Below are 14,983 nucleotides of genomic sequence, written 5' to 3'. Positions count from 1 at the left end.
CCGTGTTAACACGGATCGCACAAAATAGTTAAAAAAAGGTGAAATTCAGGGCGGGATTTTTTTGGCTTTATACAGGCATGCCCGGCATGTTGCACAAAAGCTCGCCTGTCAGGACCACAAACCGGTAACAATCTGGGAATTTCCCCCTTCTGTGATAGAGTTTATTTATTCCCGTCACGCGTATCCATGAACACGCCAAAAGGTTCTTCTATGACTGATCAGTTGCAAACCGAACAACAAGCCGATGCCCTCGCGCAGCCGCAGATTAAATATCGCCACGATTACCGTGCACCCGATTATACCATCACCGATATCGACCTGGATTTCGACCTTGACGCGCAGACCACAACGGTAACCGCTATCAGTCAGGTAAAGCGTCTGGGTGCCGAAGGCGCTGCGCTGGTGTTGAACGGGGAAGACCTGACGCTGCTCAGCATCGCGGTCAACGGACAGGATTGGCCGAATTATCAGGTTGGTGAAAATACCCTGGTGCTCAACGGCCTGCCCGAAGCCTTCGAGTTAAAGATAGTCAACGAGATTCATCCGGCCAAAAACACCGCGCTGGAAGGCCTGTATCTTTCCGGTGACGCGCTTTGCACCCAGTGTGAAGCCGAAGGTTTCCGCCACATCACCTATTATCTGGATCGTCCCGACGTGCTGGCGCGCTTCACGACCCGCATCGTGGCCGACAAGGCGCTGTATCCCTATCTGCTGTCCAACGGCAACCGCATCGATCAGGGCGAGCTGGAAGGCGGACGTCACTGGATCAAATGGCAAGACCCGTTCCCGAAACCTTGCTACCTGTTTGCGGTGGTTGCCGGTGATTTCGACGTGCTGCGCGATAACTTCATCACCCGTTCCGGTCGCGACATCGCGCTGGAAATCTTTGTCGATCGCGGCAATCTCGACCGCGCCGACTGGGCGATGGAATCCTTGAAGCAGTCGATGAAGTGGGATGAAAGCCGCTTCAATCTGGAATATGACCTCGACATCTTCATGATTGTTGCCGTCGATTTCTTCAACATGGGCGCGATGGAGAACAAGGGCCTCAACGTCTTTAACTCCAAATACGTGCTCGCCAAGGCGGAAACCGCCACCGACAAAGACTATCTCGGTATCGAAGCGGTTATCGGCCACGAATATTTCCACAACTGGACCGGCAACCGCGTGACCTGCCGCGACTGGTTCCAGCTCAGCCTGAAAGAGGGGCTTACCGTCTTCCGCGATCAGGAGTTCAGCTCCGATCTGGGTTCGCGCTCGGTGAATCGCATCGATAACGTGCGCATCATGCGCGGCGCGCAGTTTGCCGAAGATGCCAGCCCGATGGCGCACCCGATTCGCCCTGAAAAAGTGATCGAGATGAACAACTTCTACACGCTGACCGTGTATGAAAAGGGTTCAGAAGTGATTCGCATGCTGCACACGCTGCTGGGCGAAGCGCAGTTCCAGGCCGGAATTAAGCTCTATTTCGAACGCCACGACGGCAGCGCAGCCACCTGCGACGACTTTGTGCAGGCGATGGAAGATGCCTCCAATGTCGATCTTTCCCTGTTCCGCCGCTGGTACAGCCAGTCCGGCACGCCGATTCTGACCGTGCGTGACGACTATGACGTCGAAAAGCAGACCTATACGCTGACCGTGAGCCAGAAAACGCCGCCTACGCCGGACCAGACTGAAAAGCTGCCGCTGCACATTCCGCTGGATATCGAACTTTACGACCCGCAGGGTGGCATCATCGAGCTTAAGCAAAACGGCGAAAAAGTCAGCAACGTGCTCAACGTGGTGGAGGCCGAGCAGACGTTCGTGTTTGAAGAGGTGGCCTATCAGCCGACGCCGTCCCTGCTGCGCGAGTTTTCGGCACCGGTGAAGCTGGATTACACCTACGGCGACCATCAGCTGACCTTCCTGATGAAACACGCAACCAACGACTTCTCGCGCTGGGATGCCGCGCAGAGTCTGCTGGCGATTTACATCAAACTCAACGTGGCGCGTCATCAGCAGAAACAGCCGCTGTCCCTGCCGCTGCATGTGGCCGATGCCTTCCGCGCCGTGTTGCTGGATGACAGCATCGATCCGGCACTGGCGGCGCAGATCCTGACCTTGCCTTCCGAAAACGAGATTGCCGAACTGTTCGACGTTATCGATCCGCAGGCGATCAGTGCGGTGCATGACTCTATCACCCGTTGTCTGGCGGTTGAAATGGCCGATGAATTCCTGGCGGTCTACCACGCCAACCGTCTGCCGTCTTACCGCGTCGAACATGCCGATATCGGCAAACGATCGCTGCGCAACGTCTGTCTGCGTTATCTGGCCTTTGCCGACGCAACGCAGGCGAACAAGCTGGTCGGCTCGCAGTTCGAGCAGGCCGACAACATGACCGATTCACTGGCCGCGATGTCTGCGGCGGTGGCGGCAAACCTGCCGGTCCGCGACGCTCTGCTGAGCGCCTTCGACGAGCGCTGGCATCAGGACGGATTGGTCATGGACAAATGGTTCATGCTGCAATCCACCAGTCCGGCGGCCGACGTGCTGTCGCAGGTGCGCACCTTGCTGTCGCATCGCTCTTTCAGCATGGGCAACCCGAACCGCATTCGCTCGCTGATTGGCGCGTTTGCGCAGGGCAATCCTTCTGCCTTCCACGCCGCCGACGGAAGCGGTTACGCGTTCCTGGTCGAGATGCTGACCGACCTCAACACCCGCAATCCGCAGGTGGCCGCGCGCATGATAGAGCCGCTGATTCGTCTGAAACGCTATGACGAAAACCGTCAGGGCCTGATGCGTCAGGCGCTGCTCAAGCTGAAAGGGCTGGAGAATCTGTCGGGTGACCTGTATGAGAAAATCACCAGAGCGCTGGATGCCTGAGTAAAAGGCTGAAACGCAAAAAGGGCGACAGTGATGTCGCCCTTTTTTATTGCCGCGAAAACGGCACTATACCTGTGCGCGTTTCGCTTCTGCGCGGGTCGCCTGCGGGCGAAGTACGCGATCCAGAACCTGTTCCTCAAGTTCGGCAAGCCGCACGGAACCGCGACGGCGCGGGCGGGGCAGATCCACGGTGAGATCCAGCCCGATTTCACCCTGTTCAATCAGGATAACCCGATCGGCCACGGTGACCGCTTCGCTGACATCGTGCGTGACCAGCAATACCGTAAAGCCGTGCTGCTGCCACAGGCGCTCGATAAGGCTCTGCATCTCGATACGGGTCAGCGCATCCAGTGCGCCCAGCGGTTCATCGAGCAACAGAAGGCGAGGGCGGTGAATCAGGGCGCGAGCCAGCGCCACACGCTGTTTTTGTCCGCCGGACAGCGCGGCAGGCCACTCGTTGGCGCGATCCGCAAGTCCGACCTCTTCCAGTGCCGCCAGCGCCGCGTCGCGCCATTTGCCCTTTAATCCCAGTCCGACGTTATCAATCACCTTTTTCCACGGCAACAGACGGTCGTCCTGAAACATCAGTCGCGTATCCTCTCTCACCTGACTCAGCGGGGCATTGCCGCTCAGCAAGTCTCCCTGCGTGCTTTGTTCCAGACCCGCCAGCAGGCGCAGCAAGGTGCTTTTGCCACATCCGCTGCGACCCACTACCGCGACAAACTGTCCCGGCGAGATGCGTAGGTTGATGTCTTTCAGGACGGTGCGCTCACCGTATTTCTTGACGATGCCCGCGAGCGACACCGGCGTGCCCTGCGGAATTCGAGTCGGTTCGCTCATGCGGTTTCTCCGTGTTTTTTCTGATAGGCCGGATGCCAGCGCAGCCAGACGCTCTCAAGCCCGCGGGCCAGCATGTCCGCCAGCTTGCCGAGAATGGCGTAGAGCACAATCGCGACGACCACGATATCGGTTTGCAGGAATTCACGGGCATTCATCGCCAGATAACCAATGCCAGAGTTGGCGGAGATGGTTTCCGCCACAATCAGCGTCAGCCACATAAAGCCCAGCGCAAAGCGCACGCCGACCATAATCGACGGCAGTGCGCCGGGTAATACCACCTGCGCGAACAGCGGGAAACCCGACAGCCCGTAACTGCGCGACATCTCCAGCAGGCCGCGGTCGATATTGCGAATGCCGTGATAGGTATTGAGATAGATAGGGAACAGCGTGCCCAGCGCCACCAGGAAAATCTTGGCGGACTCGTCGATGCCGAACCACAGAATAACCAGCGGGATAAGCGCCAGATGCGGAATGTTGCGCAGCATCTGCATCGAGCTGTCCAGCAGGCGGTTCGCCCCAGCGCGACAGGCCGGTGATGAAGCCCAGCAGCAAACCGATGCTGCCGCCAATCACAAAGCCTGTCAGCGCCCTGAAGGTACTGATTTTCAGGTTTGCCCATAGGTCGCCGGATTTCGCCAGCGTCCAGAAGGCTTCCACGACCGCGCTTGGCGCAGGCAGAATGCGGTTGGAAAGCAGACCGGCCTCGACCGCCAACTGCCAGCCGCCAATCAACACCACCGGCAGCACCCAGGGGCTGAGTCGATTTAGCCAACGTTCAGATTGTTTGCTCATGCGAATTCCTTAACTTTCGGCCACGCGCTGCGGCGCAAAACCGTGCGCAACCAGCTCGCCACGCGCTTCGATGGCACGGTGCGTGGAAGGCATAGGCTGCTCGTCTTTTGCCAGATCCAGATGCGGGAACAGCAGTTCGCCGACGCGGTAAGCTTCTTCCAGATGCGGATAACCCGACAGCACAAAGGTGTCGATGCCCAAATCGGCATATTCCTGCATTCTGGCGGCCACCGTGGGGCCATCGCCTACCAGCGCCGTACCGGCACCGCCGCGCACCAGACCCACGCCTGCCCACAGGTTCGGGGCGATTTCCAGCTTGTCGCGGTTGCCGCCGTGAAGCGCCGCCATGCGGTGCTGGCCGACAGAGTCGGTTTTGGCAAATTTTGCCTGCGCCTTGGCGATGGTTTCATCGTCGAGATTGGCGATTAAACGGTCCGCTGCCTTCCACGCTTCTTCGGTGGTTTCACGCACAATCACGTGCAGACGAATACCAAAACGCACGCTACGACCATGTTTGGCGGCCTTGGCGCGTACCTGTTCAATCTTCTCTTTAACCTGCGCCAGCGGTTCACCCCACGTTAAATAAAGCTCAACCTGTTCGCCGGCCAGCTCCTGTGCGGCTTCGGAGGAACCGCCAAAATAGAGCGGCGGGCGCGGGGTTTGCACCGGCGGATGCAGCAGGCTGGCGTTTTTCACGCTGATATGTTTGCCCTCGAAGGTCACCGTTTCGCCTTCCAGCACTTTTCGCCAGATGTGGGTAAACTCGGCGGAGGCTTCGTAGCGCTCTTCGTGATTCAAAAACAGGCCTTCGGCGGCCAGCTCATCCGGATCGCCACCGGTCACCAGATTAAACAGCGCACGGCCGTTGGACAGGCGGTCCAGCGTCGCGGCCTGACGGGCGGCAAGCGTCGGCGAGATAATGCCGGGACGCAGCGCCACCAGAAATTTCAGTCGCTGGGTGGCCGGGATCAGAGAGGCCGCCACCAGCCAGGAATCTTCACATGAACGCCCGGTCGGAATAAGCACGCCGCCAAAACCCAGACGGTCCACCGCCTGCGCAATCTGCGTCAGATAACCGTGATCAACGGCCCGCGCACCTTCGTCAGTGCCCAGATAATGACCGTCGCCGTGAGTAGGTAAAAACCAAAATACGTTCAGACTCATGTGATATTCCTTGTTATGTCGTCGCACTGGGCGAGCTGGCAATTCGGGTGAATAAACGGTTATTCAAACGGGTTCAGAGAGCAGGCGCGCGCCAGATGCGGTCCTTGATCTCGACAGGTTTCGGCAGCAGACGATTGGCGTAGAACAGGTCTGCTGTGGCCTGCTGCAATTTTTCGGTACGGGCATCGACCGGCGTAATCGGCTCATCGGGCAGATGCGAGAAGTAAGTGGCTATCACTTTTTCCGGCAGACCGGTCGAGGCCGACAGCGCCTGAATGCTCTGTTGCGGTTCGGATTTGATAAGGCTGTTGGCTTTGGAAAGCACCTGCAACACGGCAGAAATAAACGCCGGATTGGCCTCGGTAAATTTCTTCGGCGCAAGATAGAAGGAGCCGGTCTGGTTGAGCGTGGTGCCGTCAATCAGGACACGGGTTCCGCCGTGGCTGGCGGCTGCGGAATAGTAGGGATCCCAAATCGCCCAGGCATCGACATCATGCTGCTGGAAGGCGGCCAGCGCGTCCGAAGGCGCGAGGTTGACCGGCTTGATGTCGGTAAACTTCAGGTTCGCCTGCTGAAGGGCGCGCAGCAGTAAATTGTTGGAGCTGGAGCCTTTCTGGAACGCCACCGTATGGCCCTTCAAGTCCGCCACGGTTTTAATCGGGCTGTTTTCCGGCACCAGAATGACTTCGGCTTTAGGCTGCGGCGGCTGGTAGCCGACATACAGCAGATCGGCACCGGCGGCCTGGGCAAACAGCGGCGGCAAGTCACCGGTTCCGCCAAAGTCGATGCTGCCGACGTTCAGGGCTTCAAGAATCTGCGGACCCGCAGGGAATTCGACCCAGCTGATTTTGGTGTGCGGAAAACGCTGCTCCAGCAGATGATGATTTTTAGCCAGAATCAGGCCAATGGAGCCTTTCTGAATGGCGACGCGAAATTCGGCGGGATCCTTCTCCTGCGCCTGAACGCTCAGTGCGGAGGACAATCCCAGGGTCAACGCCAGCAGCGGCAGCCATTTTCTGAAACGGGAAACTGGAGTGTTCATGACAGGCATCCTCAATCAGGCGTGGGCGTGTTGACGTTTGGCGCGCGCCAGAGCCAGCGAATGGCGATGGCCGAGCGCGGCGAGGAAGGTTTCCAGCGAATCATCAAGACGCGCCTGCAATCCTTCTTCGAGTTCGGCCGGGAAGTGCTGATACTGGCCGACGAGTTTGTCGTCGGCGAAAACGCCGTACAGCACTTCCTGAGCTTTCAGCGCGTTGAGAACCGGTTTCAGCGCATAATCGATAGCCAGCATATGGCCCGTGGAACCGGCGGTTACGATAGGCAATACCACTTTGTGTTCAAGCGCGCGCTCGGGCAGCAGATCCAGCAGCGTCTTCAATGCACCTGAAAACGAGGCCTTATACACCGGCGTGGCAATCAGCAGTCCATCGGCGGTTTCGAGCTGGGCAATCAGTTCTTTCAACTGCGGGCTGTTAAAGTTGGCAAACAGTAAATCTTCAGCGGCGAAATCTTGCAGGCTATAGGAAACGACTTCCACACCGCGCGCGTTGAGCCACGCGTGGCCGAGGGCGAGAAGGGCGGAAGAACGTGATGGCTGGCGCGGACTGCCTGCGAGTGATATGACTTTCATTGCGATCCCTTATAACTGTAAGTTATATAACTAACAAATTTGTGTAGAATTTGATTTAAACTACCAGTCGAAGCCTTATGTCAGGAAATCTAAATTTTAGGATTTGATAGTTCAAAAGTTGATAAAGCGGGGCAATGCGCCGAAATTTGGCGATTTTCTGTGGAGACGATGTTTTAAAGAGGAAAATAAAAAGTAAACGTTTGCGTCCGAAACGGATTTTTAGCGCTCATCCATTCCAATTGCCGGTCGCTTAGCCGATAATACCGCCCCGACTGGCCACCAGCCATTAGCCACCGGGACTTCAGGAGAATCCATGTATTATCCCTTCGTTAAGAAAGCACTCTTTCAGCTCGATGCAGAACGCGCGCACGAATTAACCTTCCGCCAACTCGGCCGCCTTTCAGGTTCCCCCTTCGAGTTTCTGATTCGCCAATCTGTGCCTTCACGACCTGTAACCTGCATGGGACTGACCTTTAAAAATCCGCTGGGCCTGGCAGCCGGACTGGATAAAAACGGGGAGTGCATCGACGCGTTTGGCGCAATGGGATTTGGGTTCGTCGAAGTCGGTACGGTGACACCGCGCGCGCAGGACGGCAATCCGAAGCCGAGAATGTTCCGTGTAGTCGAAGCCGAGGGCATCATCAACCGGATGGGCTTTAACAATCACGGCGTCGACAACCTCGTCAATAATGTCAAAAAGTCACATTTCGGCGGCGTGCTGGGTATTAATATCGGCAAGAATAAAGATACCTCGGTCGAAAATGGCAAGGACGACTATTTAATTTGCATGGAGAAAGTGTATGCCTATGCGGGCTATATCACCATTAATATCTCCTCGCCAAACACCCCCGGTCTGCGCAGTTTGCAATACGGCGAAGCGCTCGATGATTTACTCGGCTCGATCAAAAATAAACAGCTCGAACTTCAGCAGCGCCATCAGAAATATGTGCCGGTTGCGGTGAAAATTGCGCCCGATCTTTCGCCTGAAGAGTTGATTCAAATAGCCGACAGTCTGGTCAGACATAATATGGATGGCGTGATTGCGACCAATACCACTCTGGACCGCACACTGGTGGCCGGATTGAATCATGGCGACGAAGCAGGCGGGTTGAGCGGGCGTCCTGTGCAGATGCAAAGCACGCAGATTGTCCGCATGCTGGCGGAAGAATTGAAAGGCAAAATGCCGATTATTGGGGTGGGCGGGATTGATTCATTAACGTCAGCGCGGGAAAAAATGGCGGCAGGTGCCTCATTAATACAAATCTATTCCGGCTTTATCTACCGTGGTCCGCAATTAATTAAAGATATTCTGATGCATATCTAGAGTGCATGGCGAACTCTTTTGTAAACAACCCCCTTATGGGGGTTTATTTTTACATTAGGGTCGTTTATATTTTGTTCGGTGAGTGTAAAGTGTACGACGTCACACTTATTTCTTTTACCGATGTCGACAACCTGCGACTTGTCCTATTTTAATTACGTCGATAAAAGTGATAACGTTGCGTGATAAGTTTTGTGCACCCGATTATAATTGGTGCCGTTTATCGAATAAGCGGGCGAAGAAATAGGACACCCAAATGAAAATCAAACCAGATGATAATTGGCGTTGGTACTTCGATGCCGAACACGACCGACTGATGTTGGACCTCGCCAATGGCATGATTTTCCGTTCCCGCTTTCCTGCCAAAATGCTGACCCCTGACGCCTTTTGCGAAAATGGCTTCTGCGTAGATGACGCAGCGCTCTATTTCGATTTCGAAGAACAGTGCAAAAAAACCAGTTTAACGGCTGAACAACGCGCCGAACTGGTGTTGAATGCATTGGTGGCCGAACGTTTTCTCAAGCCGCTGATGCCGAAAAGCTGGCACTTTGCCCAGCAGCATCGGCCTTTCCATCCGGAAAACGGGCAGCTGGCAAGTGTCAGGGTCATGGATTCCGGCGAGCAGGCCACGCTGCTGGTGGTCGAGTCCGGCGACAACGCCAGCCTGTGTCTGCTGGCACAGGAGCGGCTGTGCGTTGCCGGTCGCGGTATGGTGCTCGGCGATGCCATCAAGGTGATGCACGATCGCCTGATGCCGGTTTCCCTGTCACTCGAAGCCATGTACGACCAGGCCATGTAAAGGGTGTTGCCTGGCCGTTGCCCGCGTAGTAATCAATTAGCGGCGCTGGCGTAATGCTTTTCGTTATTCCAGTATCAAATCAGACGCCGGTACACAACTGCAGGTGAGGATTTTACCTTCCTTGCCGATGGCGCTGGCCTTGAGCGCGTTGACTTCTCCCTCTTTCATGGTCAGCTTGCAGCTGCCACAAATTCCCGCGCGGCATGAATACGGAACGCGAAAACCCTGCTGCTCCAACTGCTCCAGTAAAATCTGCTGATTGTTACCCGTGAAGGATTTCCCCTGATAGGTGATGGCGACTTGCTGCTCGCGGCTTTCAGGCAGGTCGACGTTTTCAACCACGATACCGGATGAGTAGGCACGTGCCGATTTGGTCGCCAGAATCTCGACGCTGTCACCGGCGCGAATGATCCCGGTATTGCGGGCAATCATGTTCTGACCAAAGTCCACGTCGCCGTCATCGGCGGTGCGGTAGCCTTGCAGGGTTTTCAGTGGCTCGCCGGAAGGATGCTTTCTGCCGCGTTCGGGGCTGACGGTTGTCAACACGCAGCGGCTACAGGGTTTGACCAGGTCGAAAATCACGTTGCCGACGCGGATCGTCTGCCAGGTATCTTCGGCATAGGCCTGCGCACCGGTTACCACCAGATTGGGCCGGAACTGTTCCAGCCGCACACTCGCAGGGCAGCGCTGCTTCAGGTCAAACATCGAGGCTTCGTTCAGCAGTAAATAAGGAAAGCCGTCGGCGAAAGACAGCGGAATGTCGGGCTGATTCTTGACGCGGCGGGTCATTTCAGGCCCGACCCAGCGCAGTTGCACCTCGCGCTTGAGGAATGCGCTCAACCAGTCGTTGACCGCAGCTGGAGCAATGAGCGCGGTGAACTGATTTCCCCACACTTCGGTGGGCGCAGCCTGTCGGCTGAAATCACCGAATTTCAGCGAAACGCTTTCGCGACCGTCGGGAGAAGTTAAAATGAGTCCGTCAGGTAATAAAGAAGGCGTAAACTGAACTAACTGCGGATACTGTCGCGCAGTGAGGAACATGCCTTGCGGGTCGGTCAGCATGAACAGGCGGTCAAACGCCAGGCCGCTCGGCGTAGCCTGGGCATGCGACACCTGGAGACCGCGCATGGATTTAACGGGATGAACATATAATCTCGACAGAGTAACCAAGGTGTATTGCCTCCAATACCAGCTTTCAGGCCGCAACGCCGTGCATTCGGGTCAGGCTCTTTTTGAATTTGACCAGAGACTTTATGACAAAGTCCCCAACTTAGCTATAATGCGCGACTGATTTGCTCGGCGTCCTTGAAACTGTCACTGCGTTGGCTGCACGCGTCCTCTTTGGTCACTGACTTGTGACGCGCCCGGAACCCGCGTGTCTGCCGCCTTGCCGCAGTCTCGCGACGCAGAGCAAAATTTACTTTTTGGAAAAGTAAGATGTTTTTTAATGCAGGAAATAACTTTTAGGTGATGACGTCAATATGAACTCTTTGTTTGCCAGCACGGCGCGTGGATTGGAAGAACTATTAAAAAGCGAACTTGAAACGCTGGGTGCACAGGGCTGCAAAGTGGTGCAGGGAGGAGTGCATTTCGAAGGCGACGACCGCCTGATGTATAAGAGTCTGCTCTGGAGCCGACTTGCATCTCGCATCCTTCTTCCCCTGAATGAATTCAAGGTTCATAGCGATCTCGACCTGTATCTGGGCGTGATGGCCATCGACTGGCCTTCCATTTTCGGCGTGGATAAAACCTTTGCCGTGCACTTTAGCGGGCTGAATGACGAAATCCGCAACAGCCAGTACGGCGCGCTGAAAGTCAAAGACGCCATCGTCGACAGCTTTACCCGCAAAATGGACGAACGTCCGAACGTGGCCAAGCAGCAGCCCGATATTCGCGTTAACGTATTTCTGCAACGCGATACCGCAAGCGTCGCCCTCGACCTGAGCGGCGAAGGCCTGCATCAGCGCGGCTATCGTGACCTTGCCGGTCAGGCGCCGCTGAAAGAGAATCTGGCGGCCGCCATCGTGATGCGTTCCGGCTGGCAGGCAGGCACGCCGATGGTGGATCCGATGTGTGGTTCCGGCACCTTGCTTATCGAAGCGGCGATGATCGCAGGCGATCGTGCGCCCGGTCTGCACCGTCAGCACTGGGGCTTCACCGCGTGGGAGAAATTCGACGAAGCCCTGTGGCGCGAACTGACCACCGAAGCACAGGTGCGTACCCGTCGTGCCGTGCAGGAAACCTCTTCGCGCTTCTTTGGTTCGGATATCGACCGTCGTGTTATCGAGATGGCGAAATCCAACGCCCGCCGCGCAGGTGTGGCCGAGCTGATTAGCTTTGAAGCCGCCGAAGTCGGCAAGCTGAAAAATCCGCTGCCGGAAGGCCCGGTCGGAACGATTCTCAGCAACCCGCCGTACGGTGAACGTCTTGAAAGCGAACCGGCGCTGATTGCCTTGCACAACCTGCTGGGCCGCATCGCCAAAACCCAGTTCGGTGGCTGGCAGCTTTCTCTGTTCAGCGCCTCGCCGGAACTGCTGAGCTGCCTGCAACTGCGCGCCGAGCGCCAGTTCAAGGCTAAAAACGGTCCGCTGGAGTGTGTGCAGAAGAACTATCAGCTGGCTGAAAATCCACAGGGGGCGAGCGGCGCACAAATTGCCGAAGATTTCGCCAACCGCCTGCGGAAAAATGTCAAGAAACTGGAAAAGTGGGCGAAACAGCAGGGCATTGAATGCTACCGTCTGTATGACGCCGACTTGCCGGAATATAACGTCGCGGTTGACCGCTACGGCAGCAAGATTGTGGTGCAGGAATATGCGCCGCCGAAAACCATCGATGCGCAGAAGGCGCGTCAGCGCCTGTTCGATGTGATTAACGCCACGCTGTCGGTGCTGGATATCTCCTCGAGCCAGCTGGTGCTGAAAACCCGCGAACGTCAGAAAGGCACCAGTCAGTACGAGAAACTGGCGCAGAAGGGCGAGTTCCTGATGGTCGAAGAGTTTAACGCCAAATTCTGGGTTAACCTGACCGATTACCTCGATACCGGCCTGTTCCTCGACCACCGTATCGCACGCAGAATGCTCGGCGAAATGAGCCAGGGCAAAGATTTCCTGAACCTGTTTGCCTACACCGGCACGGCGAGCGTTCATGCAGGGCTTGGCGGTGCGCGCAGCACCACGACGGTGGATATGTCGCGTACCTACCTGGAGTGGGCAGAGAAAAACCTGCGCGTCAACGGCCTGACCGGTCGCCAGCATCGCCTGATTCAGGCCGACTGCCTGTCGTGGCTTGCCCACGCCGACGAGCAGTTCGACGTGATCTTCATCGATCCGCCGACCTTCTCCAACTCGAAGCGTATGGCCGAAAGCTTTGACGTACAGCGCGATCATCTGGCGCTGATGAAAGATTTGAAACGCATTTTGCGCCGTAACGGCACCATTATGTTCTCGAACAACAAACGCGGTTTCCAGATGGACGCCGAAGGCCTGAGCAAACTCGGTCTTGCCGCCAAAGAGATTACCAGCCAAACCCTGTCGCAGGATTTTGCCCGTAACCGCCAAATTCACAACTGCTGGCTGATAACTCACGCTAGCGAGGAAAAATAAAGTCTATGTCGTTAATTAGCATGTCGGGTGCCTGGCTGTCGTTCAGCGATGCACCGATTTTAGACAACACCGAACTCCATATCGAACCTAACGAGCGCGTCTGTCTGGTTGGGCGTAACGGCGCGGGCAAATCGACCCTGATGAAGATTATCAACCGCGAAGTGCCGCTGGACGATGGTCGTATCATCTATGAACAAGACCTGATTGTGGCGCGTCTGCAACAGGATCCCCCGCGCAACGTGGCGGGTACCGTGTTCGATTTCGTTTCCGAAGGCGTTTCCGAACAGGCCGAGCACCTCAAGGCCTATCACGCCATTTCGCATCTGGTCGAAACCGATCCTAGCGAAAAGAACATGAACAAGCTGGCGCAGATTATGGAGATCCTCGACCACCAGGGTCTGTGGCAGCTCGATAGCCGTATCAGCGAAGTGCTGCTGCAACTGGGTCTGGACGGCGATACCGAGCTTTCTGCTCTCTCCGGCGGCTGGCTGCGCAAAGCGGCGCTGGGCCGTGCGCTGGTCAGCTCGCCGCAGGTTCTGCTGCTTGACGAACCGACCAACCACCTGGATATCGAAAGCATCGCCTGGCTGGAAGAGTTTCTGAAAGAGTTCCAGGGCAGCATTATCTTTATCTCGCACGACCGTTCGTTTATCCGCAACATGGCAACCCGCATCGTCGACCTCGATCGCGGCAAGCTGGTGTCTTATCCGGGCAATTACGAGCTGTATCTGACCAGTAAAGAAGAAGCGCTGCGCGTTGAAGAGTTGCAAAACGCCGAATTCGACAAAAAACTGGCGCAGGAAGAAGTGTGGATCCGTCAGGGCATCAAGGCACGACGCACGCGTAACGAAGGCCGTGTTCGCGCTCTGAAAGCGTTGCGTAAAGAGCGCTCCGATCGCCGCGAAGTCATGGGCACGGCGAAGATGCAGGTTGTAGAAGCGGTAAGCTCCGGCAAAATCGTCTTCGAGATGGAAGATGTCAGCTACAGCGTGGGCGGCAAGCAGCTGGTCAGCCACTTCACCGCACAGGTGATGCGCGGCGACAAGATTGCTCTGGTCGGGCCTAACGGCTGCGGCAAAACCACCTTGCTGAAACTGATGCTGAGCCAGATTGCCGCCGACAGCGGTCGCGTACACTGCGGCACCAAACTGGAAGTGGCCTACTTCGACCAGCACCGCGCCGAGCTTGATCCTGAGCGCACCGTGATGGATAACCTGGCCGAAGGCAAGCAGGAAGTCATGGTCAATGGCCGTTCACGTCACGTGCTGGGCTATCTGCAAGACTTCCTGTTCCACCCGAAACGCGCCATGACCCCGGTCAAGGCGCTGTCGGGCGGGGAACGTAACCGTCTGCTGCTGGCCAAACTGTTCCTGCGTCCAAGTAACCTGCTGATTCTCGATGAACCGACCAATGACCTGGATGTTGAAACGCTGGAACTGCTGGAAGAGCTGATCGACAGCTATCAGGGCACCGTGATGCTGGTAAGTCACGACCGTGAATTCGTCGACAACTCTGCCACCGAATGCTGGATCTACGAAGGCAACGGCGTGATCAACAGCTACGTAGGCGGTTATCACGACGCGCACCACCAGCGCAGCTCGCAGCGTATCCTGCGCAGCGCGCCGCCGGTCGAGACCAAGGCGCCTGCGGCACCCAAGTCCGAGCCGGTAAAACGCGCAGCGGGTAAAATGAGCTACAATCAACAACGCGAGCTGGAGCAGTTGCCTCAGAAAATCAGCGAGTTGGAAGTGCTGATTGAAGATCTGGGCAAACAGATGAGCGACGCCAGCTTCTTTACGCGTCCTCACGATGAAACCCAGCAGGTATTGAACGCCCTCGCCAGCGCCGAGCTCGAACTCGAGCAGGCGTTTGAGCGCTGGGAAGCGCTTGAAGCCCAGAAAAACGGCTAATATGGCGTCTTGTCCCCCCGTTTCTCCCTGCCGGAGAAGCGGTGGGGACCTGGTTTCTCC

At 56.5% G+C, this 14,983-nt stretch carries 10 protein-coding genes and 1 pseudogene; 5 read left to right on the top strand and 6 right to left on the bottom strand.

The window, feature by feature from the left end:
- Positions 1–210: 210 nt before the first annotated feature.
- A complete protein-coding gene (gene pepN, locus O1V66_RS11090) occupies positions 211–2,862 on the top strand; it encodes an aminopeptidase N (protein ID WP_045046377.1) in 2,652 nt (883 codons plus the stop codon).
- Between the two features lie 66 nt (positions 2,863–2,928).
- Here pepN and ssuB read toward each other — a convergent pair whose 3' ends face one another.
- The 5 genes and pseudogenes from ssuB to ssuE all read right to left on the bottom strand — a co-directional run bounded on the left by ssuB (position 2,929) and on the right by ssuE (position 7,291).
- Positions 2,929–3,702, bottom strand: a complete 774-nt coding sequence (ssuB, locus tag O1V66_RS11085) for an aliphatic sulfonates ABC transporter ATP-binding protein (RefSeq protein WP_045046378.1) — start codon at positions 3,700–3,702, stop codon at positions 2,929–2,931.
- Positions 3,699–4,494 (bottom strand): annotated as a pseudogene (ssuC, locus tag O1V66_RS11080) (aliphatic sulfonate ABC transporter permease SsuC). The gene ssuB and the pseudogene ssuC overlap by 4 nt, the downstream one beginning before the upstream one ends.
- 9 nt (positions 4,495–4,503) lie before the next feature.
- On the bottom strand, positions 4,504–5,658 hold the full coding sequence (gene ssuD / locus O1V66_RS11075; RefSeq protein WP_045046380.1) for an FMNH2-dependent alkanesulfonate monooxygenase: 1,155 nt from the start codon (positions 5,656–5,658) through the stop codon (positions 4,504–4,506).
- 73 nt (positions 5,659–5,731) lie between these two features.
- Entirely contained in the window at positions 5,732–6,700 is a 969-nt protein-coding gene (locus O1V66_RS11070; RefSeq protein WP_045046381.1) for an aliphatic sulfonate ABC transporter substrate-binding protein, read from the bottom strand.
- A gap of 15 nt (positions 6,701–6,715) precedes the next feature.
- Positions 6,716–7,291 carry an NADPH-dependent FMN reductase gene (ssuE, locus tag O1V66_RS11065; protein WP_045046382.1) on the bottom strand — a complete coding sequence of 192 codons (576 nt, stop codon included), beginning with the start codon at positions 7,289–7,291 and terminating at the stop codon, positions 6,716–6,718.
- 313 nt (positions 7,292–7,604) lie between these two features.
- Between ssuE and pyrD the strand changes: the two genes are divergently transcribed.
- The gene (gene pyrD / locus O1V66_RS11060) at positions 7,605–8,615 is read left to right on the top strand and encodes a quinone-dependent dihydroorotate dehydrogenase (protein WP_045046383.1); all 1,011 of its coding nucleotides are present in this window, start codon (positions 7,605–7,607) and stop codon (positions 8,613–8,615) included.
- Between the two features lie 253 nt (positions 8,616–8,868).
- Complete coding sequence (locus tag O1V66_RS11055; RefSeq protein ID WP_045046384.1) at positions 8,869–9,411, top strand: cell division protein ZapC; 543 nt, start codon at positions 8,869–8,871, stop codon at positions 9,409–9,411.
- A 63-nt stretch (positions 9,412–9,474) separates the two neighbouring features.
- On the opposite strand, the gene O1V66_RS11050 is transcribed toward O1V66_RS11055, so the two are convergent.
- Positions 9,475–10,581 (bottom strand): YcbX family protein, encoded by a 1,107-nt coding sequence (locus O1V66_RS11050; protein WP_045046385.1) that lies wholly within the window; start codon positions 10,579–10,581, stop codon positions 9,475–9,477.
- A gap of 311 nt (positions 10,582–10,892) precedes the next feature.
- Here O1V66_RS11050 and rlmKL point away from each other — a divergent pair, with 311 nt between their 5' ends.
- Positions 10,893–13,013, top strand: coding sequence for a bifunctional 23S rRNA (guanine(2069)-N(7))-methyltransferase RlmK/23S rRNA (guanine(2445)-N(2))-methyltransferase RlmL (gene rlmKL / locus O1V66_RS11045; RefSeq protein ID WP_045046386.1), 2,121 nt, complete (start codon positions 10,893–10,895; stop codon positions 13,011–13,013).
- 5 nt (positions 13,014–13,018) lie between these two features.
- The gene (locus O1V66_RS11040) at positions 13,019–14,923 is read left to right on the top strand and encodes an ABC transporter ATP-binding protein (protein WP_045046387.1); all 1,905 of its coding nucleotides are present in this window, start codon (positions 13,019–13,021) and stop codon (positions 14,921–14,923) included.
- The last annotated feature ends 60 nt before the right edge of the window (positions 14,924–14,983 follow it).

The sequence above is a fragment of the Rouxiella chamberiensis genome, from assembly GCF_026967475.1.
GTDB classification, from domain to species: domain Bacteria; phylum Pseudomonadota; class Gammaproteobacteria; order Enterobacterales; family Enterobacteriaceae; genus Rouxiella; species Rouxiella chamberiensis.
The sequence above is the reverse complement of the archived record's forward strand: the minus strand, read 5'-3'. Positions and strand labels throughout refer to the sequence as shown.